At 72.2% G+C, this 22,437-nt stretch carries 25 protein-coding genes; 10 read left to right on the top strand and 15 right to left on the bottom strand.

The window, feature by feature from the left end:
- The first annotated feature begins 88 nt into the window (after positions 1-88).
- Positions 89-514: an Hsp20/alpha crystallin family protein gene (locus tag GA0070607_RS28410; protein ID WP_089020925.1), complete on the top strand. Its 426-nt coding sequence runs from the start codon at positions 89-91 to the stop codon at positions 512-514.
- Here GA0070607_RS28410 and GA0070607_RS28405 read toward each other — a convergent pair.
- A complete protein-coding gene (locus GA0070607_RS28405) occupies positions 504-1,619 on the bottom strand; it encodes a helix-turn-helix transcriptional regulator (RefSeq protein ID WP_089020924.1) in 1,116 nt (371 codons plus the stop codon). The genes GA0070607_RS28410 and GA0070607_RS28405 overlap by 11 nt on opposite strands.
- Positions 1,620-1,715: 96 nt before the next feature.
- Here GA0070607_RS28405 and GA0070607_RS28400 point away from each other — a divergent pair, with 96 nt between their 5' ends.
- Both GA0070607_RS28400 and GA0070607_RS28395 read left to right on the top strand, forming a co-directional pair.
- Entirely contained in the window at positions 1,716-2,714 is a 999-nt protein-coding gene (locus GA0070607_RS28400; RefSeq protein WP_089020923.1) for a tyrosine-type recombinase/integrase, read from the top strand.
- 29 nt (positions 2,715-2,743) lie between these two features.
- Positions 2,744-3,589, top strand: a complete 846-nt coding sequence (locus GA0070607_RS28395) for an LLM class flavin-dependent oxidoreductase (RefSeq protein ID WP_089022164.1) — start codon at positions 2,744-2,746, stop codon at positions 3,587-3,589.
- Positions 3,590-3,618: 29 nt separating this feature from the next.
- Here GA0070607_RS28395 and GA0070607_RS28390 read toward each other — a convergent pair whose 3' ends face one another.
- Positions 3,619-3,990 carry a VOC family protein gene (locus GA0070607_RS28390; protein ID WP_089020922.1) on the bottom strand — a complete coding sequence of 124 codons (372 nt, stop codon included), beginning with the start codon at positions 3,988-3,990 and terminating at the stop codon, positions 3,619-3,621.
- A gap of 155 nt (positions 3,991-4,145) precedes the next feature.
- On the opposite strand from GA0070607_RS28390, the gene GA0070607_RS28385 reads away from it, so the two are divergent.
- Positions 4,146-4,604, top strand: a complete 459-nt coding sequence (locus GA0070607_RS28385; protein ID WP_089020921.1) for an Rv0361 family membrane protein — start codon at positions 4,146-4,148, stop codon at positions 4,602-4,604.
- 50 nt (positions 4,605-4,654) lie between these two features.
- On the top strand, positions 4,655-5,803 hold the full coding sequence (locus GA0070607_RS28380; RefSeq protein ID WP_157743291.1) for a low temperature requirement protein A: 1,149 nt from the start codon (positions 4,655-4,657) through the stop codon (positions 5,801-5,803).
- Here the strand turns inward: GA0070607_RS28380 and GA0070607_RS28375 are convergent.
- The 6 genes from GA0070607_RS28375 to GA0070607_RS28350 form a co-directional block, all read right to left on the bottom strand.
- Positions 5,770-6,486, bottom strand: coding sequence for a thymidine kinase (locus GA0070607_RS28375; RefSeq protein ID WP_074310038.1), 717 nt, complete (start codon positions 6,484-6,486; stop codon positions 5,770-5,772). The two genes, GA0070607_RS28380 and GA0070607_RS28375, sit on opposite strands and share 34 nt — an antisense overlap.
- 53 nt (positions 6,487-6,539) lie before the next feature.
- Positions 6,540-7,931 (bottom strand): MFS transporter, encoded by a 1,392-nt coding sequence (locus GA0070607_RS28370; protein WP_089020919.1) that lies wholly within the window; start codon positions 7,929-7,931, stop codon positions 6,540-6,542.
- A 17-nt stretch (positions 7,932-7,948) separates the two neighbouring features.
- Positions 7,949-8,716, bottom strand: a complete 768-nt coding sequence (locus GA0070607_RS28365) for a glycerophosphodiester phosphodiesterase (RefSeq protein WP_089022163.1) — start codon at positions 8,714-8,716, stop codon at positions 7,949-7,951.
- A 71-nt stretch (positions 8,717-8,787) separates the two neighbouring features.
- Complete coding sequence (locus GA0070607_RS28360) at positions 8,788-9,747, bottom strand: SDR family NAD(P)-dependent oxidoreductase (RefSeq protein WP_089020918.1); 960 nt, start codon at positions 9,745-9,747, stop codon at positions 8,788-8,790.
- A gap of 57 nt (positions 9,748-9,804) precedes the next feature.
- Positions 9,805-10,389, bottom strand: a complete 585-nt coding sequence (locus GA0070607_RS28355; RefSeq protein WP_157743290.1) for a TetR/AcrR family transcriptional regulator — start codon at positions 10,387-10,389, stop codon at positions 9,805-9,807.
- A gap of 46 nt (positions 10,390-10,435) precedes the next feature.
- On the bottom strand, positions 10,436-11,209 hold the full coding sequence (locus tag GA0070607_RS28350) for a lysophospholipid acyltransferase family protein (protein WP_089022162.1): 774 nt from the start codon (positions 11,207-11,209) through the stop codon (positions 10,436-10,438).
- A 190-nt stretch (positions 11,210-11,399) separates the two neighbouring features.
- Between GA0070607_RS28350 and GA0070607_RS28345 the strand changes: the two genes are divergently transcribed.
- The 3 genes from GA0070607_RS28345 to GA0070607_RS28335 all read left to right on the top strand — a co-directional run bounded on the left by GA0070607_RS28345 (position 11,400) and on the right by GA0070607_RS28335 (position 15,095).
- Positions 11,400-12,812, top strand: coding sequence for a cytochrome ubiquinol oxidase subunit I (locus GA0070607_RS28345; protein WP_089020916.1), 1,413 nt, complete (start codon positions 11,400-11,402; stop codon positions 12,810-12,812).
- A 15-nt stretch (positions 12,813-12,827) separates the two neighbouring features.
- Entirely contained in the window at positions 12,828-13,826 is a 999-nt protein-coding gene (gene cydB / locus GA0070607_RS28340; protein WP_089020915.1) for a cytochrome d ubiquinol oxidase subunit II, read from the top strand.
- 78 nt (positions 13,827-13,904) lie between these two features.
- A complete protein-coding gene (locus tag GA0070607_RS28335) occupies positions 13,905-15,095 on the top strand; it encodes a GNAT family N-acetyltransferase (RefSeq protein WP_172899120.1) in 1,191 nt (396 codons plus the stop codon).
- Here the strand turns inward: GA0070607_RS28335 and GA0070607_RS28330 are convergent.
- A complete protein-coding gene (locus tag GA0070607_RS28330; protein ID WP_089020914.1) occupies positions 15,086-15,568 on the bottom strand; it encodes a MarR family winged helix-turn-helix transcriptional regulator in 483 nt (160 codons plus the stop codon). The two genes, GA0070607_RS28335 and GA0070607_RS28330, sit on opposite strands and share 10 nt — an antisense overlap.
- Positions 15,569-15,664: 96 nt before the next feature.
- Here GA0070607_RS28330 and GA0070607_RS28325 point away from each other — a divergent pair, with 96 nt between their 5' ends.
- Positions 15,665-16,120: a MarR family winged helix-turn-helix transcriptional regulator gene (locus tag GA0070607_RS28325; protein WP_089020913.1), complete on the top strand. Its 456-nt coding sequence runs from the start codon at positions 15,665-15,667 to the stop codon at positions 16,118-16,120.
- A 9-nt stretch (positions 16,121-16,129) separates the two neighbouring features.
- Here GA0070607_RS28325 and GA0070607_RS28320 read toward each other — a convergent pair whose 3' ends face one another.
- The 3 genes from GA0070607_RS28320 to GA0070607_RS28310 form a co-directional block, all read right to left on the bottom strand.
- Positions 16,130-16,822 carry a hypothetical protein gene (locus GA0070607_RS28320; protein ID WP_089020912.1) on the bottom strand — a complete coding sequence of 231 codons (693 nt, stop codon included), beginning with the start codon at positions 16,820-16,822 and terminating at the stop codon, positions 16,130-16,132.
- Between the two features lie 83 nt (positions 16,823-16,905).
- Positions 16,906-17,367, bottom strand: a complete 462-nt coding sequence (locus GA0070607_RS28315) for a peroxiredoxin (protein ID WP_089020911.1) — start codon at positions 17,365-17,367, stop codon at positions 16,906-16,908.
- A gap of 45 nt (positions 17,368-17,412) precedes the next feature.
- The gene (locus tag GA0070607_RS28310) at positions 17,413-18,249 is read right to left on the bottom strand and encodes a patatin-like phospholipase family protein (RefSeq protein WP_089020910.1); all 837 of its coding nucleotides are present in this window, start codon (positions 18,247-18,249) and stop codon (positions 17,413-17,415) included.
- Positions 18,250-18,335: 86 nt separating this feature from the next.
- Here GA0070607_RS28310 and GA0070607_RS28305 point away from each other — a divergent pair, with 86 nt between their 5' ends.
- Positions 18,336-19,064 (top strand): SDR family oxidoreductase, encoded by a 729-nt coding sequence (locus GA0070607_RS28305; protein ID WP_089020909.1) that lies wholly within the window; start codon positions 18,336-18,338, stop codon positions 19,062-19,064.
- 43 nt (positions 19,065-19,107) lie between these two features.
- Here GA0070607_RS28305 and GA0070607_RS33900 read toward each other — a convergent pair whose 3' ends face one another.
- From GA0070607_RS33900 to zwf, 3 genes are all read right to left on the bottom strand, one after another.
- Positions 19,108-19,233, bottom strand: coding sequence for an MFS transporter small subunit (locus tag GA0070607_RS33900; RefSeq protein ID WP_269458402.1), 126 nt, complete (start codon positions 19,231-19,233; stop codon positions 19,108-19,110).
- Positions 19,230-20,651, bottom strand: coding sequence for an OFA family MFS transporter (locus tag GA0070607_RS28300; RefSeq protein WP_089020908.1), 1,422 nt, complete (start codon positions 20,649-20,651; stop codon positions 19,230-19,232). Before GA0070607_RS28300 ends, GA0070607_RS33900 begins: the two co-directional genes overlap by 4 nt.
- Before the next feature lie 225 nt (positions 20,652-20,876).
- Positions 20,877-22,256, bottom strand: a complete 1,380-nt coding sequence (zwf, locus tag GA0070607_RS28295) for a glucose-6-phosphate dehydrogenase (protein WP_089020907.1) — start codon at positions 22,254-22,256, stop codon at positions 20,877-20,879.
- Positions 22,257-22,437: the final 181 nt, after the last annotated feature.

The raw sequence follows: 22,437 nt of genomic DNA, 5'->3' as shown, positions 1-22,437 counted from the left end.
GTCCGGTCGCGCTAAATAAAGAAGAGGAAGTTGAGTCACTCCGACTCAACTCATCACCTTCGGCCAGGAGAACCGAGGAGGCACGACAATGTTGATGCGTACCGACCCGTTCCGCGAGATGGACCGGCTCGCCGAGCAGTTCTTCGGTACGGCAGCCCGTCCCGCGACGATGCACCTGGACGCCTACCGCGACGGGGACTACTTCTACGCCGCGTTCGACCTGCCCGGCGTCGACCGGGACACCATCGACTGCACAGTCGAGCGCAACGTGCTCACCGTCCGGGCCGAGCGGCGCCGGCCGACCGGCGACGGTGTCGAACTGGTCGCCGCCGAACGCCCGATGGGCACCTTCACCCGGCGGCTGTTCCTGGGCGACACCCTGGACACCGACAAGCTCGAGGCGGGCTACGACAACGGGGTGCTGACGCTGCGCATCCCGGTCGCCGAGCGCGCCAAGCCACGCCGGGTGACCATCAAGGCCAACGGCGACGGACGCCGGCAGATCAACGCCTGACCGGTGCCCGGGGCGGACCAGCCGCCGCGCCCGGTCCGCCCCGGGCATCGGAGGTCCGCGCAGCCGTACCCGCCGGCCGCTCACCGTCCGCCGCGGGGCCCGCGTCCGCGACCGGCTCCCCCGCGACCGGGATCGGCGGATAGAGCGCCGCGAGCGCGTGGGCGGTGCCCGCGACGAGTTCGCGCAACTCGGCCGGTGCGAGCACCTCCACCTGCGCGCCGAGCTTGAGCATCTCGACGTGGCCGTGCCGGACCGACTCGATCGGCACGGTGGTGACCAACCAGCCGTCCGCGTCCGGAGCGCCGGCGGCCTCGCGTGCCGCCCGACTCATCGCCGGCGGGAAGAGGTGCACCGTGCGCGCCAGCGCCGCCACGGTCATCCGTACCCGGGCCTCGGCGCGATAGACGCTGCGCTCGTAGCGCTCGGTGTGCTCCTGCCAGCAGTCCGCCAGGTCGAACCCGGGCGGCCGGTCGGCGGGTTCATCCAGCACGGTCAGGTCCAGGATCGCGCCCACCCGGTAGGTGCGTACCTGTCCGTCCGCCGCGGCGACCAGATACCACCGGCCGGCCTTGAGCACCACGCCGAGCGGGTCGAGCGTGCGGGTCACCTCCCGGGGTTGCTGCCACCGCTGATAGCGCACCCGGATCCGGCGGTCCTCCCACACCGCGCCGGCCAGGGCGGCGAGGTGCGGGGTGGGCTCGGGTTCGCGGAACCAGCTCGGCGCGTCCAGGTGGAACCGTTGCCGGATCCGCCCGCCCCGGTCGGCGAGGTCGCTCGGCAGCGCGGCCCGCAACTTCAGCTCGGCGGTGGTCAGCACCGACCCCAGGCCCAACTCGGAGGCCGGGCCGGGCACCCCGGCCAGGAACAGCGCCTCGGCCTCTCCGGCGGTCAGCCCGGTCAGCCGGGTGCGGTAGCCGTCGAGCAGCCGGTACCCGCCGGCCGGGCCGCGCTCGGCGTACACCGGCACCCCGGCGGCGCCCAGGGACTCCACGTCCCGGTACACCGTCCGGATCGACACCTCCAGCGCCTCGGACAGCTCGGCAGCGGTCATCCGCCCCCGGGTCTGCAGGAGCAGCAGCAGGGAGACCAGCCGACTGGCACGCACCGTCCGACGGTAACCGGCCCGCCGCGCCCCGACACCGGCCGGTGGTCCCGGCGCGCCTTCCCGCCGAACACAGCCCGAGCTGAGAGTGTTTTTCACATGGTGTCCTCCGACGCTCCGGTGCTCGCCCGCCCGACGGCCCGACCGGCCCTGCCCGGCGGGCCGGTCGACGTCACCGAGGCCTGGTTGCGCAACCGCCGGTTGTCCGAGCACACCCGCGACGCCTACCGGCGCGACGTCACCGGCTGGCTCAGCTGGTGCGCCGGCCGTGACCTGGATCCGCTGCAGGCCAACTTCCTGCACGTCAACGAGTACGCCCGTGCCCTGGAGTCCACCCTCGGCGCGCGCAGTAACCGGCCACTGACCCCGGCGACCGTGGCGCGTCGGCTCTCCGCGCTGTCCAGCTGGTACGACTTCCTCGTCAAGCTCGGCGCGGTGCCGGCCAACCCGGTCGCCGGCGCGGACCGACCGCGCGTCGACCGGGACCACTCCGCCACTGTCGGGCTCACCCCGGAGGAGGTGGACGCGCTGCTCAGCGCCGCCGACGCGGACACCGGCCCGACAGCCGCCCGCAACCGGGCCGCGATCGCGCTCCTGGCCGACCTGGGCCTGCGCGTCGGCGAACTGATCTCGCTGGACCTCACCGACCTGGGCACCGAGCGCGGGCACCGCAGCGTGCGTTTCGTCGGCAAGGGCGGCAAGCAGCGCCGGCGGGCCCTCACCCCGGGCACCGCGTACGCGGTGGACGCCTACCTGGCCCAGCGGGCCGCCGCCACCGGCGTGCCGGTGCCGCAGCTGACCGGGCCGCTGCTGGTCACCGCCAGCGGCGGCCGGCTGGACCGGCACTCGGTGTTCCGGATGGTCCGCCGGCTGGCCCGGGCCGCCGGCATCCCGGCCTGGGCGAAGCTCTCACCCCACTCGTTGCGGCACGCGTTCGCCACCACCGCCCGCTCCGAGGGCGTCCCGTTGGAGGACGTGCAGGACGCGATGGGTCATGCCGACCCCCGTACCACTCGCCGCTACGACCGCGATCGGCACAACCTCGACCGCGACCCGGCGTACGTGGTGTGGGCGGCCCGGTCCCGCCGCCGCGGCTGAGCGTCGTACCCCCGCCCTACTGTCGATGGATGAGACACGGTCTGGAGCTTCCCTGCGGCGGCGGCTCGGTTTCGGTGTCCACCCTGGTCGAGCTGGGTGAGCTCGCCGAGCGCGCCGGGTGGGACGGGGTGTTCCTGGAGGACTATCTCGTCCACTACTCCGGCGACGACCCGCCCACCTACGACCCGTGGCTGGTGCTCACGGCGATCGCCGTGAGCACCAGCCGGGTGCGGCTGGGCACCACGGTCACCGCGCTGCCCCGGCGCCGCCCGGTGAAGCTGGCCCGTGAGGTGCTCACCCTCGACCACCTCAGCGCGGGGCGCGCCACGGTGGCGGTCGGCCTGGGCGACCCGGGCGACCGGGGCCTGGCCGCGTTCGGCGAGCCGACCGGGGTGGCCGTCCGGGCCGCCATGCTCGACGAGGGTCTCGACCTGCTGACCGGGCTGCTCAGCGGAGCGCCGGTCAGCCACCAGGGCACCCACTACCGCGCGGACGGGGTGGCGCTGCGGCCGCCGCCGGTGCAGTCGCCCCGGGTGCCGGTCTGGGTCGGCGGCAGCACCCAGGCCGGGTCGGTGCGGCGGCGGGCGGCCCGCGCCGACGGCATCGTGCCCTACAAGCTCACCGACACCGCCGGTTGGTCCGACTTCACCCCGGATGAGGTACGCGAGCTGGTGAGCGCCCTGCCGGCCACCCGCGCCGACGGCCAGCCGTTCGACGTGGCGATCGGCGGCCGGCGGCGCCGACCGGACGAGCGAGCCGAGCGGGCCTACCTGGGCGAACTCGCCGCGGCCGGCGCGACCTGGTGGTTGGAGTACGTTCCGGTCGGCGACGCGGAGACGATGCGGGCCGCCGTCGCCCGTGGTCCGCTGCGCTGACCGGCCGCGCGGCCGGTCAGCGCAGGTGTTCAGCTCTGCGGGCGGGGGCAGATGCAGAACGGCTGACCGATCGGGTCGATGAGCACCACCCACCGGTCGCCGCCGGGCTGGAACTCCGGCTTCGAGGCGCCGGCCCCGACGAACTCCTTCTCCGCCGCGGCCAGGTCGTCGACGTAGAGGTCGAGGTGGTAGCGCTTACCGCCGGCCGGGTCCGGCCAGGACGGCGGCCGGTAACCCTCGACCAGCCCGAAGCCGAGGGAAACGCCACCGCCCTTGATCATGGCGTACTCGGCTTGGCTGTGGGTGATCTCCCAGCCCAGGGCCCGGTGGTAGAACGCGGCGTGCGCGGCCGGGTCGGAGCTGTCCAGGTTGACCATGGCGAGGTCGGCGGTTGTCGTCATGCTGGGCAGTCTGCACCGGCGTACCTGCCAACCTGTGTCAGGTACGCCGGTGTTTCTCGGCGGCCGTCGGGAACAGGGCACAGCAGCCCATCGGTCGCACCCAGTTTCGGACTTGTCGTGCTCGACTGCGACGGCGTTCTCTACGGTCGGTAGTCGTGGGTGCCGGCCAGCCGTACAGCAGACCGGCCCGGCGGCACCGCCCGATGCGCACCGGGCTGGCCTTCGCCGGGTTCGGCATGGCGCTGTGCTGCGTCGGGGTGGCCGGGCTGGCCGCCTGGAACCTGCAGACCGTACGCCAGGCCACCGGCCCGATCCGGGAGACCGCCGACGGTTTCCTGAACGAGGTGACCCTCGGCGACAGCGACAGGGCGTACGAGCGGCTCTGCGCGGACGCGCGCAGCCGGTGGAGCGCGATCGGCTTCACCAGTTGGGTGCGTACGCCGCCGATGGTGACCGACTACGAGATCACCGACGTGTCGGTGGCGACCAGTGGTGGGCGACCGCATGGCACTGTGACAGTCAAATTGACCCGCGACGGCGGGCGCAGCGAGGAGCGCCGCCTGCCGGTGGTCCGCGAGGACGGGGACTGGCGGGTCTGCGGTGACCCGTTCTGAGCCGGCGGTCCGGCCGAAGCGGCCCTGGTTGCTACGCGAACGACGGGGGGGTGGAGCCGACCACCTCGACGGAGCTCTTCTTCGACCTGGTCTTCATCTTCACCATCACCCAGTTGGCGCACTACCTGATCGAACACCCGGACTGGCGTGGCGCCGCCCGCACCGCGCTGCTGCTGGCGCTGGTCTGGTTCGTGTGGATCTACACCGCCTGGGGGACGAACTGGCTGCACCCGGACCAGGCGCCGGTGCGGGCCCTGCTGATCGCGCTGATGCTGGGCAGCCTGCTGCTCTCGGCGGCGATCCCCGATGCGTTCGCCGGTGGCGGCCTGCTCTTCGCGCTGGTCTACCTGACCCTGCAGGTGGGGCGCACAGTGTTCGCGTTGTGGGCGGTGCAGGGCCAGCCGTGGCTGGTCGACGGGTTCCAGAAGACGCTGCCGTGGTTCGCCGGGACGTCGTTGCTCGTGCTGCTCGGCAGTGTGTTCGGAGGCGCCTTCCAGGAGGCGCTGTGGACGGCGGCGATCGTGATCGAGGTGATCGGTCTGTCGACCGGGTTCCCGGTGCCCGGTCGGGGCCGTAGCCCCGCCGAGCGGTGGATGGTGGAGGGCGGGCACCTGGCTGAGCGGTGTCAGGCGTTCATCCTCATCGCCCTGGGCGAGTCGATCCTGGTCACCGGGAGCACACTCGCGCGGCACCTGGACCTGAGGATGTCCGGCGCGTTCGTGCTGGCGTTCGCCGGTTCGGTGGCGCTGTGGTGGGTGTACTTCGCCCGGTCAGCTCCGGCGGCGGCGGAGGTCGTCGCCCGCGCGGGTGAGCGCACCGGAGCGTTGAGCCGGGTGGCGTTCAACTTCCTGCACCCGGTGATGGTCGCCGGCATCATCGTCACCGCTGCCGGCGACGAGCGGCTGCTGCGCGAGCCGGGGGAGGCGGCCAGCACGGTCACCGCGCTTTTCGTCCTTGGCGGTCCGGCGCTGTTCCTCGCCGGGCACGCCGGCTACAGGTCGGTGCTGTGGCGGAGCGTGCCGATCAGCCGGATCGTGGCGGTGGCGCTGCTGGTGGCACTCGTGCCGGTGTGCGTGGAGCTGGAGGTGTCGCTTGCGGTGTGCGCCGCCGCCGCGGTGGTGGTGACGGTCGCGGTGATCTTGGCGGATCGGCGGCTCGCCGCCGGTCAGTCGCGGGGGCCGAGGTCGCCGCTGCGGTAGTGCCGGCGGCAGAGCACCTGGTAGCGCACCTCGGCGGTGTCGACGGTGTCGCCGATGACGACCTGCGCGCCCTCGCGCACCACCCGGCCGTCGACCACCCGGGCGTTGAGCAGTCCTTCCCGGCCGCACCAGCAGAGCACCTCGACCTGGATCCGGGCCACCTCGTCGGCCAGCTCGAACAGCCGCTGGGTGGCGGGGAACAGGCAGGAGCGGAAGTCGGTGGCCAGGCCGAACGCGAACACGTCCACGTCGTAACTGTCGACCAGCTCGGCCATCTGCTCGACGTGCTCGACGGTGTAGAAGCACGCCTCGTCGCAGATCAGGTAGTCGACGCGTTCCCCCTCGGCCCACCGGCCCCGGACCAGGGCTCGCAGGTCCAGGTCGTCGGTGACCTCGATCGCCTCGTGTGCCAGACCGATGCGGGTGGTGACCTGTGGGCCCAGCGACCGGTCGATGCGGGTGGTGACCAGCCCGCGCCGGCCCTGTCGGGCGTGGTTGTAGTTCATCTGCAGCGCCATGGTGGACTTGCCGCAGTCCATCGGCCCCCAGAAGAACTTCAACGCCGCGGCGTGCACCGGACGCCCGTCGAGTCCGCGTGCCGCGGCGCACCCGGCCGGAGCGTGCGGCTGGCCGGGGAACGGGTGGGCCAGGCAGGTCGGGGTGGCAGCGGCGTCGTCGGTCACGGTCGGGCAGCCTATCTGATCGACCAGGGCCGATCAGCCGGGTGCGGCCGGCGTCAGAGCACCCGGGGTGGGGTGTTCCCGGCGGCGACGATGGCCCGGCGGATCGGCACGGCCAGAAGAAGCAGGAAACCGACGACGAAGAAGATCAGCAGGGAGACCAGGCCCACCCGGTAGGAGGCGGTGAGCTGGAACACCAGACCGAAGGCGAGGGGTCCGAGCCAGCTGGTGCCCTTGTCGCTGATCTCGTAGAAGCCGTAGTACTCGCCCTCCTTGCCGGCCGGGATGAGCTGGCTGAACAGCGACCGGCTCAGCGCCTGGCTGCCGCCCAGGACCAGGCCGATGGCCGCGCCGAGGACCATGAACGGCACCGGCGCCTCGGCGGGCAGCCGGAACGCGCCGATGATCACACCGGTCCAGAGCACCAGGCTGAGCAGCACCGTCTTCCAGGCGCCGATGCGCCGGGCCAGCGCGCCGAGGCTCAACGCGCCACCGAAGGCGAGGAACTGCACAAGCAGGATGGTGACGATCAGGGTGCTCTGTTCGAGCCGCAGCTCCTCGGTGCCGTACTGGCTGGCGAGGGTGATGACGGTCTGGATGCCGTCGTTGTAGACCAGGAACGCGAGCAGAAAGAACAGCGTCAGCGGGTACGCCTTGACCTCACGCAGGGTGCGGCCGAGCTGCCGGAACCCGTCGGTGAGCACGTTGCCGCCGGCGGCCAGCGCCGCCGCGGTGGGGCGTTCACGTAGCCAGCGCAGCGGCACCAGGGTGAACGCCGCCCACCACACCCCGGCGGACACGATCGACCAGCGGGCCAGGTCCAGGGTGCGCTGCGGGTTGTCGTCCTGGCTGAGCAGGGTGACCGCGACCAGGTTGAACGCCAGCAGCAGGCCACCGCCGAGATAGCCGAGCGCCCAGCCGCGGCTGGAGATGCCGTCGCGCTCGTCGGGACCGCCGAGCTGTGGCAGGAACGAGTTGTACACCACGATGGCCGCGCCGAAGGAGATGTTGGCGACCAGGAACAGCGCCCCGCCGAGCAGGTACCGGTCGCCGGTGACGAAGGCCATCGCCATGGTCGCGCCGGCGCCGGTGAACGCCGCGCCGCCGAGCAGCCGCTTCTTGTGCGCCGACCGGTCGGCGATCGCCCCGATCACCGGCAGCACGAACACGGTCAGAAACACCGACAGCGAGATCAGGTACGGGTAGTAGGAGCCGGCGGCCACCCGGATGCCGAGCGGGTGCACGTAGCCGTCGCAAGTGTCCGCGCCCAGCTCGCAGCCGGCGGCCAACTCGGCGACGGTGGTGAGGAACGGGCCGAGGAAGACCGTGATGACTGTGGTCTGGAAGGCGGAGTTGGCCCAGTCGTAGATGTACCAGCCGCTCCGCTCGCGGCGGGTGCTCGCCGGGGGCGGGGTGTCGTCCACCGTGGGGGTCACGGTCTCGGCCATCGGGGGTCCTTGGATGGTCAGGCGGCCCAGTGGCCGCGGCTGCGGTAGACGTCGCGCAGCACGCCGACGTGATCGGTCATGATGCCATCCACGCCACGATCCAGTAAGTCGTGCATCTGGGCGGGTTCGTCGATCGTCCAGACATGCACCTGCAGGCCGAGTCGGTGGCAGTAGTCGAGGAACCGGCGGTCCACCACCGGCACCCGCCCGTAGCTCGGCGGCACCTGCGCGGCGACCACCGACGGGGGCAGCCGCAGCGGGCGGCCGTGCAGCGAGGCCAGCCGCAGCCGGGCCACCCCGCGCATGCCCAGGCTGGTGGCGACCCGCCCGTCGGTGAGCCCGCGCAGCCGGGTCAGCCGGGCGTCACTGAACGAGGCGAGCAGCACCCGGTCGGCGGCGCCGGCCCGGGTCACAGTGGCCACCGTCGGCTCGACGCCGCCGTCGGCCTTCACGTCGATGTTGAACCGCACCTGCGGCCACGCGCCCAGCACCTCGTCGAGCCGGGGTACGACAGCGGCCCCGCCGACGCGTACCGAGGCGAGGTCGGCCCAGCGCAGGTCGGCGATGCGCCCCGGTTCGCCGGTGATCCGGCGCAGGGTCGGGTCGTGGAAGATCACCGCCACCCCGTCGGCGGTGGCGTGCACGTCGGTCTCCACGTACCGGTAGCCCAGCCCGATGGCGCGGGCGAACGCCTCGCTGGTGTTCTCGTCGCCCTCGGCGGCGCCGCCGCGGTGGGCGAACGCCAGCGGCCCGGGCGCGTCCAGGTAGCCGAATCGGGTCAGCACGCGACGCAGTATGCCTGCCGCCGGTGGAGCGTGGGTGGCCTGCCGGCGACATTCGTCGGCCGGCTGCCGAGTCACCGCAGCAGGAGCCGGACCGTCTCGTCGAAGAGGAGGTCGGCGTCCTTGTCGTCGAGGGCGTACGGGAGCACGCCGCTCATTCCGTCGGAGGGCTCGGCGATGACCGGGGCCTCGTGACCGTCCTCGAAGTAGCGGCCCGTCACGCCGTCGACCTCGGGGGAGGCGGCCAGCAGGACCGTGGTGGCCGCGCCCTGCTGCGGGGTCTTCCAGCCCGGCGGCACCTCCAGGCGGTTGCCCTGCTCGTCCACCGCGCCGACGTAGCGCAGTTGCGCGTCGTCGAGGTGTCGTTGGAGGTTGGTCATGATGCCGCCGGGGTGCAGGGCGTTGGCCGTGATGCCGTCGGTGTCCCACCTTCTGGCCAGGGCGACGGTGAACAGGATCGTCGCGGTCTTCGACTGGCCGTAGGCCGACCAGGCCTCGTAGGGCCGGGCGGTGAAGTGGATGTCGTCGAAGACGACCGGGGACTGCTGGTGGGCCGAGGAGCTCACGACGACGATCCGGGCGTCCCGCGCGGCCGCGAGCGCGTCGTGCAGACCCAGGGTCAGCTCGGCGTGACCGAGGTGGTTGACCGCGAACTGCTTCTCCCAGCGCTCGGCGGTCCTGGTCAGCTCCGGCAGGGCCATGACGCCGGCGTTGTTGACCAGGATGTGCAGCGCGCCGGACCAGCCAGTGACGAAGGTGTCGATGGAGGCGCGGTCGGCCAGGTCGAGCCGGGCGACCCGGACCGCGCCGAGTGCCCCGCCTGCCGTGATGTCGGCGGCGGCGCGGTCGCCGGCGGCGGTGTCGCGGACGGCCAGCGTCACCTCGGCGCCGGCATGGGCCAGCGCCCGGGCGGTCTCCAGGCCGATCCCGGACGCGCCGCCGGTGACCACGGCCCGGCGGCCGGTGATATCGACGCCGGCAATCACCTCGGCGGCGGTCGACGCAGCCGAGTAAGGGGTGATGATTCGTGACATTTCGGAACTCCTTGGACGCGGGAAATCTACGGGAGGGGTGCGGTCGGTGGCGGCGGGTCAGCGCGCGGTGCGGTGGATCAGCCGCAGGGCCCGGCGGATCCGTTCGCGGAACTCGTCCCTGGTGGCCGAGGTCGACTTCCAGGTCAACGCGGCGGAGAAGAGCAGGTCCATCACGTCGTTCGCGGTCAGCTCCGTGTCGAGCAGGCCGGGCGGAGCGAGATCGTCGATGTGGGCGCGCAGCGTCGCCCGAGCCCGCTCCTGGTAGTCGTGGAACATCGAGCCCAGCTGGGGCCCGCTGTTCTCGAGCAGCTCGTTGAGGTCGCGGGCCACCTGGGTGTCGATGTACGGGCCCATCAGCGCGTCCAGCCCCGCCACGATCCGCTCGTCGAAGCTGAGCGCCGCGTCGGCGAAGCGCGCCTTCATCGCTGCCTGGGCGCGCTCCATGACGCCCTGCATGGTGGCCCGGTACAGCTGCTCCTTGTTGGGGAACATCAGGTACAGGCCCGGCCGGGAGATGCCGGCCGCCTTGGCGACCGCCTCCATCGACGTCTTCTGGAATCCATAGCGCCCGAACACGCCGACCGCCGCCGCGAGGACAGCGGCGCGCTTCGGGTCGTCGTACTCCATCTCCACGCTGCTCACGATAGACAGCTTAGACAGGTTTCCGAAAGTTGTCTAATGCGTTAGGTCACTCGCGCCTGCGACGGTGGGCCCGGCTGGGGTCGCTCGGGCGGCCCGGGTCGACGTGCCGGGGTCGGTCGGGCTCGGCGGGGCGCAGCGGAACGAGGGTGTCGGTGAGCGCGTCGATGATCCGGTCGGTGGCCCGGCGGGCGACGCCGGGGCTCGCGGCGCTCACCTCGCCCAGGTCGACGGGTGTGCCGAAGTGCACCCGGATCACCGGGCGGCGCCACAGCGCGCGGGCGACGCCGCGCAGCATCCCGCGGGGCGCCCGGTACGGCAGCACCTCGTGGGCGCCCCACTGGGCGACCGGGATGACCGGGGCGGCGCAGGCCAGGGCGAGCCGGGCGGCGCCGGTCTTGCCGCGTTCGGGCCACATGCCGGGGTCCAGGCCGATGCGGCCCTCCGGGTAGATGAGGATCACCGAGCCTCCGGCGACGGCGGTGGCAGCGGCGTCCAGCGCCCGGTGCACCGCGTTGGTGCCCCGGTCGACGCGGATGTGCCCGGCGCGGCGCATGGCGGCGCCGAACACCGGTGCGCGGAACAACCCGGCGGTCGCCATGATCCGGGGGGCGATCCCGCGGGTCTGACAGGCGGCGGCCATCACCACGGGGTCGAACGGGCTGATGTGGTTGGCGGCCAGCACCAGCGGTCCGCGACGCAGGTACGCGGGGACGTCGCCGGTGACCTCGAGGCGGGCCAGCAGGCCGACCAGGGCTCGGGCCAGCAGTTGGGCGGCACGCCAGATCAGCGGCGGTTGCCAGGGGGAGTGCGCGGTGTCCATCAGCGCGCCATCGTCGCACGCGCGAGGGGTGCCGCGAGGGCGGGTCGGCCGGTTGCCGCCGGACCCGACGGCCCGGGTGATCAAGGTCATTGGTCCGGGGCCGGTTCGGGCCGCCCAACCCTGTCCGCTCCTCTACGACGAGCAGTAGTATTTACTACGTCTCGTAGTACGAAATGGCTGGGGGTTCCAGGTGGACGCGTTGGACGTCGCCCGATGGCAGTTCGGTGTCACCACCGTCTACCACTTTCTCTTCGTGCCGCTGACCATCGGCCTGTCCGTGCTGGTGGCGATCCTGCAGACGCTGTGGCACCGCACCGGCAACGAGCGCTACCTCAAGCTCACCAAGTTCTACGGCAAGCTCTTCCTGATCAACTTCGCGATGGGTGTGGTCACCGGCATCGTGCAGGAGTTCCAGTTCGGCATGAACTGGAGCGACTACTCGCGCTTCGTCGGCGACGTCTTCGGCGCACCCCTGGCCATCGAGGCGCTTGTCGCGTTCTTCCTCGAATCCACCTTCATCGGCCTGTGGATCTTCGGCTGGGACCGGCTGCCCAAGCGGGCGCACCTGGCCAGCATCTGGGCCGCCGCGATCGGCACGAACCTCAGCGCGTACTTCATCCTCGCCGCGAACTCGTTCATGCAGAACCCGGTCGGCTACAAGGTCAACCCGGACACCGGCCGCGCGGAGCTGACCGACTTCCCGGCCGTGCTGACCAACAAGGTCGCCCTGATCACCTTCCCGCACACCCTGGCCGGCTCGTTCCTGGTCGCCGGGTCGCTGGTCGCCGCCGTGGGCCTGTGGCACCTGATCCGTAACCGCGACTCCGCCGACACCGGCGCCTACCGCTTCGCCGCGAAGTTCGGTTCCTGGGTGGTCCTGGTCGCCTCCGCCGCCGTGCTGTTCACCGGCGACCTCCAAGGCAAGATCATGACCGACGTGCAGCCGATGAAGATGGCCGCCGCCGAGGGCCTCTACACCACCGAGAGCCCCGCCTCGTTCTCCGTGCTCACCGTCGGCAGCCTCGACGGCAGCCGCGAGGTGTTCGCCATCAAGATCCCGTACCTGCTGTCGTACCTCGGCACCGGCGACCCCAACGGCACAGTGCACGGCATCAACGACCTCCAGGCCCAGTACGCCACCCAGTACGGCGCCGGCAGCTACACCCCGATCATCCCGGTCACCTACTGGAGCTTCCGCTTCATGATCGCCTTCGGGATGGCAGCCGCCGCGATCGCCCTGCTGGTGCTCTGGAGCCAGCGCAAGGGCCGCACACCCACCAGTAAGTGGCTGCTGCGCGCCGGGCTGGCCATGCCGGTGCTGCCACTGCTGGCCAACTCGTTCGGCTGGATCTTCACCGAGATGGGTCGCCAGCCGTGGATCGTCTTCGGCGAGATGCTCACCCGCAACGGCGTGTCCCGCAGCGTCTCGCTGGCCGAGGTGCTCACCTCGTTCACCGCCTTCACGCTGATCTACGCCACCCTCGCGGTGATCGAGGTCAAGCTGCTGCTGCGTTACGCCAAGGCCGGCGTACCCGACGTCAGCGAGACGCCCCCGTCCGACGACACCGACGATGCCGAGCGTCCGCTCGCCTTCGCCTACTGATCACCGGAGCCTGCCGTGGACCTCACCACCATCTGGTTTCTGCTCATCGCCGTGCTCTTCACCGGCTACTTCATCCTGGAGGGCTTCGACTTCGGCGTGGGCATGCTGCTGCCCGTGCTGGGCCGCGACGACCGGGAACGGCGGGTTCTGATCAACACGATCGGCCCGGTCTGGGACGGCAACGAGGTGTGGTTGATCACCGCTGGCGGCGCGATGTTCGCCGCCTTCCCCGAGTGGTACGCCACCCTCTTCTCCGGCTTCTACCTGCCGCTGCTGCTGATCCTGCTGGCCCTGATCGGCCGTGGGGTGGCCTTCGAGTACCGGCACAAGCGCCCCGAGGTGTCCTGGAAGCGCCGCTGGGACGCGGCGATCGTGATCGGCTCGCTGCTGCCGGCGTTCCTGTGGGGTGTCGCCTTCGCCAACATCCTGCGCGGTGTGCCGCTGGACGCCGACCACGAGTACGTGGGTGGCCTGTTCGACCTGCTGCATCCGTACGCCCTGCTCGGTGGCGCGACCACCCTGGCGCTGTTCGTCACCCACGGCGCGGTGTTCATCGCGCTGAAGACCGCCGGCGACATCCGCGAGCGCGCCAGCGCCCTCGCGGTGCGCCTCGGCGTGGGTGCCGCCGTGCTCGCGGTGACCTTCTTGACCTGGACGCTGAGCATCCGCTCCAGCGCGGCCGCCGTGGTGCTCGCCGTCGGTGCGGCCCTAGCCTTGCTCGGTGGCCTCGCCGCCGCCCGGGTACGCCGGGAGGGCTGGGCGTTCACCGGCACCGCCGTGGCGATCGGCCTGGCGGTGGCGACCCTGTTCGCGGCGCTGTTCCCGAACGTGCTGCCCTCCACCCTGGACGCGGCGGGCACGTTGACCGCCACCAACGCCGCGTCCACCCCGTACACCCTGAAGATCATGACCTGGGTGGCGGTGATCTTCACCCCGGTCGTGCTGGCCTACCAGGGCTGGACCTACTGGGTGTTCCGCAAGCGGATCGGCGTGGCCAACATCCCACAGCACTGACCGCCGCGAAGGAAGGGCACCTTGTTAACGCCTCGTGCAGGTGAAGGGGCCCTTCCTAACAGCGGTTAGGGTGTGCCGATGCCCGCCACCGTGCACGTACGCGAACTCACCGCCGACGACCTGGCCGACGCCTGGGAGCTGGGCCGGTTCGCCTTCGGGTCCGACCCGCAGCGCCCCCCGCACGCCACCGCCACGGTGCCCGGCATGACCCGCTACGGCGCGTTCGACGACACCGGCCGGCTCGTCGGCAAGGCCGTCGACCTGCACCACGACCAGTGGTGGTCCGGACGGGCCGTGCCCGCGGCCGACATCGGTGGCGTGGCGGTCGCCCCCGAGGCCCGCGGCCGGGGCGTGGCCCGCGGCCTGCTCACCGCCCTGCTGCGTGGCGCCCGCGAGCGCGGCGCGGCGATCAGCGCGCTGTACCCGACCGTCGCCGCCCCCTACCGTGCCTGCGGCTGGGAGGCCGCCGGGGTGCTGCGCACCGTCGACCTGGCCACCGCAGTGCTGCACCGGCACCGGCCGGATCCCCGGTTGACCGTCCGCGCCGGCACGCCCGCCGACCTGCCCGCCGTCGCGGCCCTGTACGAGCGGGTCACCCGGCACCGCAACGGCCCGCTCACCCGCCGGGGTGAGCTCTTCGACTTCTTCGCCGCCGAGCGCGGCCTGCCCGCAGACGCGCTCACCCTCGTCGAGGACGGCGGCGACCTGGTGGGTTACGCCAACTGGGAACGGGGCCGCGGCTACGGCGCCGACTCGGTGCTGACCGTCGACGAGGCCCTGGCGACCAGCGCTGAGGCCGCCCGGGAACTCGTCGGCGTGCTCGGCAGTTGGGCGAGCGTCGCACCGACCCTGCGACTGTGCCCGCTCGACGGCGACGCCGTGAGCGTCCACCTGCCACTGGAGTCGGCCCGCGAGCACGCACGGGACCTGTGGATGCACCGGCCGGTGGACGTGGCCCGGGCGGTCGGCATGCGCGGTTGGCCCGCCCACGTCCGGGGTGCCGTCGAGTTCACCCTCGCCGACGAGGTCGCCGACTGGAACGCCGGCGCCTGGCGGTTGAGCGTCGCCGACGGCGCCGGCGAGTTGACCCGGATCGGCGGCGAGGCCGACCTGCGGCTGGACGTGCGCGGCTTCGCGCTGCTCTACGCCGGTGCCGCCCGCGCCCGGTCGGTCGCCGAGGCTGGTCTGCTGCACGCCGCCGGCGCCGTCCCGGACGCCCTGGACCTGCTGGGCGCGGGAGGCCCGGCGCAGCTGCTCGACTACTTCTGACCGACAGTCGTGGCGCCGCCCGGGATCGCTGCCAGTTCGGCGTTCGCGCGCTGGGTGACCAGGGCGAGAACCCGGGCGGCAACGCTCGTCTCGTCGGCCGGGATGTCCCCGTACAGCCGGGCGGTGATGCCCGCGACGGCGTCGGCGACGCGGCCCCGCACGGTGTGGCCGGTGTCGGTGAGCCGCACCTGCGGCTCCCCGCCGCCCGTCGAGGTGTGGTCGCCGGCCTGGGCGAGACCGGCGTCGACGAGTTGGGTGATCAGCGTGTGCACGGTCGGCTCGTCCACCTTGAGGGTGCTGGTGATCCGGTGCACGAGCCGGGTCCGTTCGGTGGTGCCGGCGGCGAGGACGTTGAGGGTGAGCACCTGGCCGAAGCTGAGCCCGAGCGGAGCGACGGCCCGCTCCAGCAGGGCCCGGGTGGCGTAGTGGGCCTGGCCGATGACCTGGCCGTTGAGGGTGGGAGCGGTGGACATGACGCCTCCTTCTTAACGTTGGCGGGACCAACGTTGGTGCAGCCAACGTAACACGGATCGTGGGTCGCGCCAACGATTGCTGTTAGGCTGCGGCCCATGGATTCCACCGCCCCGCAGTCACCCGCCGGGCTACGCACCACCCCCAGCTGGCTGCTCAACCAGACCGCCAGCCACGCCGCCCGCCTGATCAGCGAGGGCTTCACCGCTCACGACCTGCGCGGCTACCACTACCGGCTGCTCGCCGCGCTCGCCGAGGGCGGCCCCGCCAGCCAGGCCGACCTCGGTCGACGCTGCGGCATCGACCGCAGCGACGTGGTGGCGGCCATCAACGACCTGGCCGGTCGAGGGCTCGTCGTACGAGCCCCCGACCCGGCCGATCGCCGCCGCAACGTCATCAGCCTCACCGACAGCGGCGCCGACGAGGCACGCCGGATGACCCAGACCGTCGAGCGGGTCCAGCAGGACCTGCTCGCCCCGCTGTCCGCCGCCGAACGCGACCAGCTCACCCGGCTGCTCACCCGGCTGCTCGAGCACCACAGCAGCCGGGACTGACCCGACCCGTCAGCGGGCCTCGCGCAACTCCGCCAGCCGCGCCTCGATCTCGGCCAGCTCGGCGCGCAGCTTCTCCGCCTGCTGCTCCGCCTCGGCCCGCTCGGTGCCGAGGATCTGCTCCACCGCCTCCTGCACCCCCGGCACGTCGACAAGCGCCACCATCTTCAACGCCTCGGCCGGCTTCACCACGTACGGCTTGGCCAGGGCCTTGCTGCCCTGCTGCGCGGCGACCGTCCACTCACCCTCGGCGTACGCCAACGTCACCGTCAGGCCCGCGGGGCCCTTCGGCTTCACGGCCTTGACCGCCCGCCGCGCCGGCGCCTTCTCCACCTGCTGCTCCACCTTTGGCTCCTCCCGCCGCGGCGTCGGCACCCGCGGCGTGTCCAACACGAACTCCGGCTCCGCCACCGCGGGTGGCTGCTCCTGCGCCGGCGGCTCCGGCTTCGGCTCGGCGACCCGACGACCGGCGCCCTTCGGCGCCACCGCGAGATCCGCGGGGGAGAACGGCAACTCGTCGCGGCCGAAGCGCACGACCACGAACTCGTCGGACACCTCGGGATCGGTCAGCTCGACCACCTGGCCGATCTGACCGACGATCTGCCCCGCCGATGCGGTGAACACCACCCGGGGCCGGCGGCCCGCCGCCAACGCATCCCGCAGGCTCTGCACCTCGTCAGTGGACAAACCCTGGCCGGCATCCATCACAACCCTCTTCCGTACACCTGTTTGATTGCTGTCTTGATACCAGCCGGCTGCGACACCCGTCGCACGGGGCTCGCGCCCGCTCAGCCGCCCAGGGCCCGCAGCGCCCGGTCGGCGTGGTCGTTCATGCTGACCTCGCTGTGGATCACGTCGATCACCCGCCGGTCCGCGCCGATCACGAACGTCATCCGCTTCGTGCTCAGCGGCCCCAACGGCAGCCGCCGGCGCACCCCGAACCGGTGCGCCACCGTCCCGTCCTCATCCGACAGCAGGGGATAGTCGAAGCCGTGCAGCGTGGAGAACTCGGCCTGCCTGGCCACGCTGTCGCGGCTGATGCCCACCCGCGTGGCGCCGACCGCCGCGAACTCCGCCGCCAGGTCCCGGAAGTGGCAGCTCTCCGCCGTGCAGCCCCGGGTCATCGCCGCCGGGTAGAAGAACAGCACCACCGGCCCCGCCGTCAGGAACTCCGACAGCCGCCGGGGCGTGCCCGTCTCATCGGGCAGCTCGAAGTCGTCCACCACGTCGCCGACACCCACACCCGCCACCGCGCACCTCCGTTGTCGGACCAGACAGGCGGTGAGCGTAAGCGATCACGCCCAGAGGGCCGCCACCTCGTCCGCCACCACCGCGGCCTGCGCCCGGCCGGCCCGCGCCGATCCCGCCCGTCGCGCCGGGTCCAGCACGTTGCGGCCGATCGCCTTGCGCGCCGCCGCGTCCGGCGTCACCACCGCCACCCGTGACCCGGCCGCCCGCAACCCGGCCAGCTGCGCCGACAGCCGCGGCATCGGCCCGAACGCCCCCGACGTCGGCGCGATCACCAGCACCCGTCGGGCGTCCGCGGCCAGGTCGGCGTTCACCGCCGAGCGCATCCCGCCGTCGACGTAGCGACGCGCGCCGATCGTCACCGGCGGCCACACCCCGGGCACCGCGCAACTGGCACCCACCGCGTCCACCAGGGACACCGCGCTGTCGCTCCCGTCGAACACCACGAACTCGCCCGAGGACGCGTCCACCGCGGTCACCAGCAGCCGCCGCGCCGGCCACTTCGCCGTCGGCAGTCGGGCCTCGATGACGGCGCGTCGGGACGCCTCCGACGGGGTACGCGCCGCCACCGCCATCGCACCGATGCGCGCCCGTGCCCGCACGGGGTCGCGGGTCCGGGCACCGGCCCACACCATCCGCGCCAGCACCGCCACGCCCAGCCGCGCCGCCAGCTCGCCCGACGCCGGCGCCAACTGCGCCTCGTACAGCTGCTCCAGCGGCACCCCCGAACACACCTGCGCCCCGACGACCGAACCCGCCGACGTGCCCACCACCAGGTCCGCCTCGGTGACCGGGACGCCCCGCTCGGCGAGCCCCGCCAGCAGCCCCAGCTCCCAGGCCACGCCCGTGACCCCACCACCGCCGAGCACCAACGCCCGCTCCATGTGACTCTCCTCTCGACGACCGGTCCGCGCGGTCACGGTAGCGTCGGCGGGGCCGGCACGCAGCCGTCAGAAACCCGGGGGGCACCGTGGCACCTGTCACCGTCATCACCGGTGGTGGTCGCGGCATCGGCGCGGCCACCGCCCGCCGTCTCGCCGCGGCAGGCCACCACATCGCCCTGTGCTACCGCCGCGACGACGCCGCCGCCGGCGCCGTCCTGGCCGACCTGCGGGCCACCGGCGTGCGGGCCGTCGCGGTACGCGCCGACACCACCGACCCGGACCAGGTCGGTGCCCTGTTCGACGCCGCCGCGCAGCTCGGCCCGCTCACCGGCCTGGTCAACAACGCCGGCGTCACCAGCCCCATCGGGCCCTTCACCGAGCTGCGCGTCGACGACCTGCGCCGGGTCGTCGACGTCAACCTCGTCGGCTACGTCCTCTGCGCCCAGCAGGCCGCCCGCCGGTTGACCGACGGCGGCGCCATCGTCAACGTCTCGTCCGCCGCGGCCACCCTCGGCAGCCCCGGGGAGTACGTGCACTACGCCGCCGTCAAGGCCGCCACCGACACCCTCACCATCGGCCTGGCCAAGGAGCTCGCCCCGCGCGGGATCCGGGTCAACGCTGTCGCCCCCGGCATCGTGCGCACCGACATCCACGCCGACTCCGGCGTACCCGACCGCGCCGACACCGCCGTCGGTCGCATCCCGCTGGGCCGCGCCGGCGAGCCCGACGAGGTAGCGGCCGCCATCGCCTGGCTGCTCGGCCCGGACGCCTCGTACGCGACCGGAACGGTGCTGCGCGTCTCCGGCGGTCTGTGACCGACCGGGTGTGGGTGCCGCTCGGAAGCGGCACCCACCCGGATCAGTGGGTGAAGAGCTTCGCCGCCGTGATCACCGTCTGCGCCACCCCGTAGCCGAGCAGCGCCGCCACCACCAGCCAGGAGATCCACAACCGGGCCTGCTGCCCAGGCCGTCCGTTCTCGCTCATCGGGTGCCACTCCTCTCCGCCGCCACCGGCGCCGTGTCCTGGTTGCCGTCCTGGTCGGTGGGCGGCTCGTGGAACCGTTGCGGCACCGGCCGGATCAGCAGATTCGCCACGAAGCCGACCGCCAGCACGCCGACCATCGTGAACAGCGCCGGCCGGTACGCCGACGCCGTGAGGGTGCCCGGCTCGCCCTGCGCGTCGAGGAACCCGTTGACGATCAGCGGGCCCGCGATCCCTGCCGCCGACCAGGCGGTCAGCAGCCGACCGTGGATCGCGCCCACCTGGAACGTGCCGAACAGGTCCCGCAGGTACGCCGGCACCGTGGAGAACCCGCCGCCGTAGAACGACAGGATCACGCACGCCAGCAGCACGAACAGCGCGGTGGCCGTCTGCCCGATCAGGGCCAGCAGCGCGTACAGCACCATCCCGACACCGAGGTACACCATGTAGATCGGCTTGCGGCCGATCACGTCCGAGGTGGACGACCAGGCGAATCGGCCGGCCATGTTGAACAGCGACAGCAGGCCCACGAACCCGCCGGCCGCCGCCACCGACACCGCCGACGTGCCGTTGTCGCGGAAGAAGTCCTGGATCATCGGGCTGGCCTGTTCCAGGATGCCGATGCCCGCCGTCACGTTGCAGAACAGCACCACCCACAGCAGCCAGAACGACCGGGTCTTGACGGCGTTGGCCGCCGACACGTTCGCCGTGGTGACCAGCGGCTTGGACGCCACCGTCGCCGGGTCGAAGCCGGCCGGGCGCCAGTCCGCTGCCGGCACCCGCACGTTCGCCACCCCGAACATCATGATCACGAAGTAGCCCAGGCCGAGCGTCACGAACAGCCATACCAGGGCGCTGCCCGACGCCGTCGATCCCGCGTTGGCCGGGTCGTAGCCCGGGTCGTAGAACGACAGCAACTGCCGGGACAGGGGAGAGGCCACCATCGCCCCACCACCGAACCCCATGATCGCCAGGCCGGTCGCCAACCCGGGGCGGTCCGGGAACCATTTGATCAGCGTGGAGACGGGGGAGATGTACCCGATCCCCAGACCGATGCCGCCGAGCAGGCCGTAGCCCAGATACAGCAGCCACAGCTGCTTCGTGGCGATGCCCAGTGAGCCCACCAGGAAGCCCGCGGCCCAGAAAGAGGCGGAGACGAACATCGCCTTACGCGGCCCGTTCGCCTCCACCCACGTCCCCGCGACCGCGGCGGACAAGCCCAGCATCACGATCGCGATGCTGAAGATCACCCCGATCGCGGTCTGGCTGGTGTCGAAGTGGGCGATCAACGAGTTCTTGTAGACGCTTGTCGCGTAGACCTGGCCGATGCACAGGTGGATGGCCAGCGCCGCGGGGGGTATGAGCCAGCGGCTGTAGCCGGGTGGCGCGACGGTGTGCCGACGATCGAGCGCGGAAAGCATGAGCTGCTTCCTCTCCGAAGCGGGCGAGAAACGTGCTCATCACTTCCCCACACCGCAGGGCAGGAGCAAACCTCACCAGCGCCGGACGGTCGATCTGGTGAGCTGAGCGGTCAGTCAGCCCCGCGCGGACGCCCACGCCCGCGTGTCCCGGGCTGCGCTCGTTCGGGCACTGCCGACGTCCGCCGGGGCCGGGGCCGGACCGGGCCCGGCGCCACCGGGGAGCGGCTAGCGCAGCCGCGGGGCGTGCCAGCCGCCGGCGAGGGCGTCGGCGTCCGCCGGGCCCCAGGTGCCCCTGTCGTACGGCTGCACCGGCGCCGCCAGATCCAGGATCGGCTCGACGATGCGCCACTCCTGCTGGATCGTCTCCTCGCGGGCGAAGCGCAGGTGCTGCCCGTCCATCGCATCGTCGAGCAGGCGCTCGTACGCCTCCTGACGGTGCCCGAGGGCCGCGCCGAAGTCGACCGACAGGTCCACCGGGCGGCTGGCCACCTCGGCGCCGGGGCTCTTCGCCTGGATCGACATGGTGATGCCGTCGCCGCGACCGAGCCGGAACCGCAGCAGGTTCGCGGCCGCCTCGGCTCCGCCCTCGGCCCGGACGAGGGAGCGCTGGGGCTGCTTGAACTCGACCACGACCTCGGTCGCCGTTCCCGGCAGCGACTTGCCGGTGCGCAGGTAGAAGGGCACTCCCGCCCAGCGGCGGGAGTTGACCGTCAACCGGGTCGCCACGAACGTCTCGGTGTTCGAGTCCGGCCGCACGCCCGGCTCGTCCCGGTAGCCGGCGTACTGCCCCCGCACGGTGGACTCCGGCGACAGCGGCTCGATCTGCCGCAGCACGGCGACCTCCGCCTCGCGGAACGCGTCGGTGGTGTCGGCGACCGGCGGTTCCATGCCGATCAGCGCGACGACCTGCAGGATGTGGTTCTGAAGGACGTCGCGGGTGGCGCCGACCGTGTCGTAGAAGCCGGCACGGCCCTCGGTGCCGAAGCCCTCGGCGAGCGTCACCTGGATGTTGTCGATGTGCTCGCTGTTCCACAGCGGCTCGAACAGCCGGTTGGCGAACCGGAAGGCGTAGAGGCCCTCGACGGCTTCCTTGCCGAGGTAGTGGTCGATGCGGAACACCCGCTCGGGGTCGAACGCCGCGCGCAGCGTGCGGTCCAACTCGTGGGAGGACGCCAGGTCACGCCCGAACGGCTTCTCCACGATCACCCGGCCCCGCTCGGCCAGACCGGCCGCCGCCAGGCCCTCGACCACGGAGCCGAACACCGCCGGGGGGATCGCCAGGTAGAAGATCGGACGCTCGGCTCCCCGCAGTCGCTCGGCCAGCCGCTGGTACGTCATCGGGTCCGCGTAGTCGCCGGAGATCATCGAGAGGTTGCGCGCCAGCGCGTCGAAGGTCTCGTCGTCGATCTCGTCGTTCGCCTCGGCGACCGACTTGCGGGCGGTGGTGACGAGCTGCTGATCATCCCAGGGGGATCGGGCCACGCCGATCACCGGGACGTCGAGGCGGTCGCGGCGGGTCAGCTCGTACAGCGCCGGGAAGAGCTTCTTCGAGACGAGATCTCCCGTGACGCCGAACAGCACTACCGCGTCTGAGCGCACGTGCATGGCACTTCCATCCGATCGAATGAACCTGATCTTCCAACCGGTGAACCTACCGGCCCACCTCGGAATTCCCCGCCGGCCGCTCCAGGTGAGGACAGCGACAGGGCTGCTCGGGGTACGGCATGACCGGCCCGAACCATAAGGAAGGTTTACAGTCCAGGCGCGGCGCGGGTAGCGTGCGGGT

The sequence above is a fragment of the Micromonospora coriariae genome, from assembly GCF_900091455.1.
GTDB classification, from domain to species: Bacteria; Actinomycetota; Actinomycetes; order Mycobacteriales; family Micromonosporaceae; genus Micromonospora; species Micromonospora coriariae.
The sequence above is the reverse complement of the archived record's forward strand: the minus strand, read 5'-3'. Positions and strand labels throughout refer to the sequence as shown.

Coding starts and splice junctions, on each gene's coding strand:
- GA0070607_RS28325 (WP_089020913.1), top strand. CDS start 15,665: ATGGATTCCACCGCCCCGCAGTCACCCGCCGGGCTACGCACCACCCCC.
- GA0070607_RS28360 (WP_089020918.1), bottom strand. CDS start 9,747: ATGTCACGAATCATCACCCCTTACTCGGCTGCGTCGACCGCCGCCGAG.
- GA0070607_RS28335 (WP_172899120.1), top strand. CDS start 13,905: ATGCCCGCCACCGTGCACGTACGCGAACTCACCGCCGACGACCTGGCC.
- GA0070607_RS28300 (WP_089020908.1), bottom strand. CDS start 20,651: ATGCTTTCCGCGCTCGATCGTCGGCACACCGTCGCGCCACCCGGCTAC.
- GA0070607_RS28370 (WP_089020919.1), bottom strand. CDS start 7,931: ATGGCCGAGACCGTGACCCCCACGGTGGACGACACCCCGCCCCCGGCG.
- GA0070607_RS28390 (WP_089020922.1), bottom strand. CDS start 3,990: ATGACGACAACCGCCGACCTCGCCATGGTCAACCTGGACAGCTCCGAC.
- zwf (WP_089020907.1), bottom strand. CDS start 22,256: ATGCACGTGCGCTCAGACGCGGTAGTGCTGTTCGGCGTCACGGGAGAT.
- GA0070607_RS33900 (WP_269458402.1), bottom strand. CDS start 19,233: ATGAGCGAGAACGGACGGCCTGGGCAGCAGGCCCGGTTGTGGATCTCC.
- GA0070607_RS28310 (WP_089020910.1), bottom strand. CDS start 18,249: ATGGAGCGGGCGTTGGTGCTCGGCGGTGGTGGGGTCACGGGCGTGGCC.
- GA0070607_RS28320 (WP_089020912.1), bottom strand. CDS start 16,822: ATGGATGCCGGCCAGGGTTTGTCCACTGACGAGGTGCAGAGCCTGCGG.
- GA0070607_RS28350 (WP_089022162.1), bottom strand. CDS start 11,209: ATGGACACCGCGCACTCCCCCTGGCAACCGCCGCTGATCTGGCGTGCC.
- GA0070607_RS28400 (WP_089020923.1), top strand. CDS start 1,716: ATGGTGTCCTCCGACGCTCCGGTGCTCGCCCGCCCGACGGCCCGACCG.
- GA0070607_RS28410 (WP_089020925.1), top strand. CDS start 89: ATGTTGATGCGTACCGACCCGTTCCGCGAGATGGACCGGCTCGCCGAG.
- GA0070607_RS28330 (WP_089020914.1), bottom strand. CDS start 15,568: ATGTCCACCGCTCCCACCCTCAACGGCCAGGTCATCGGCCAGGCCCAC.
- GA0070607_RS28395 (WP_089022164.1), top strand. CDS start 2,744: ATGAGACACGGTCTGGAGCTTCCCTGCGGCGGCGGCTCGGTTTCGGTG.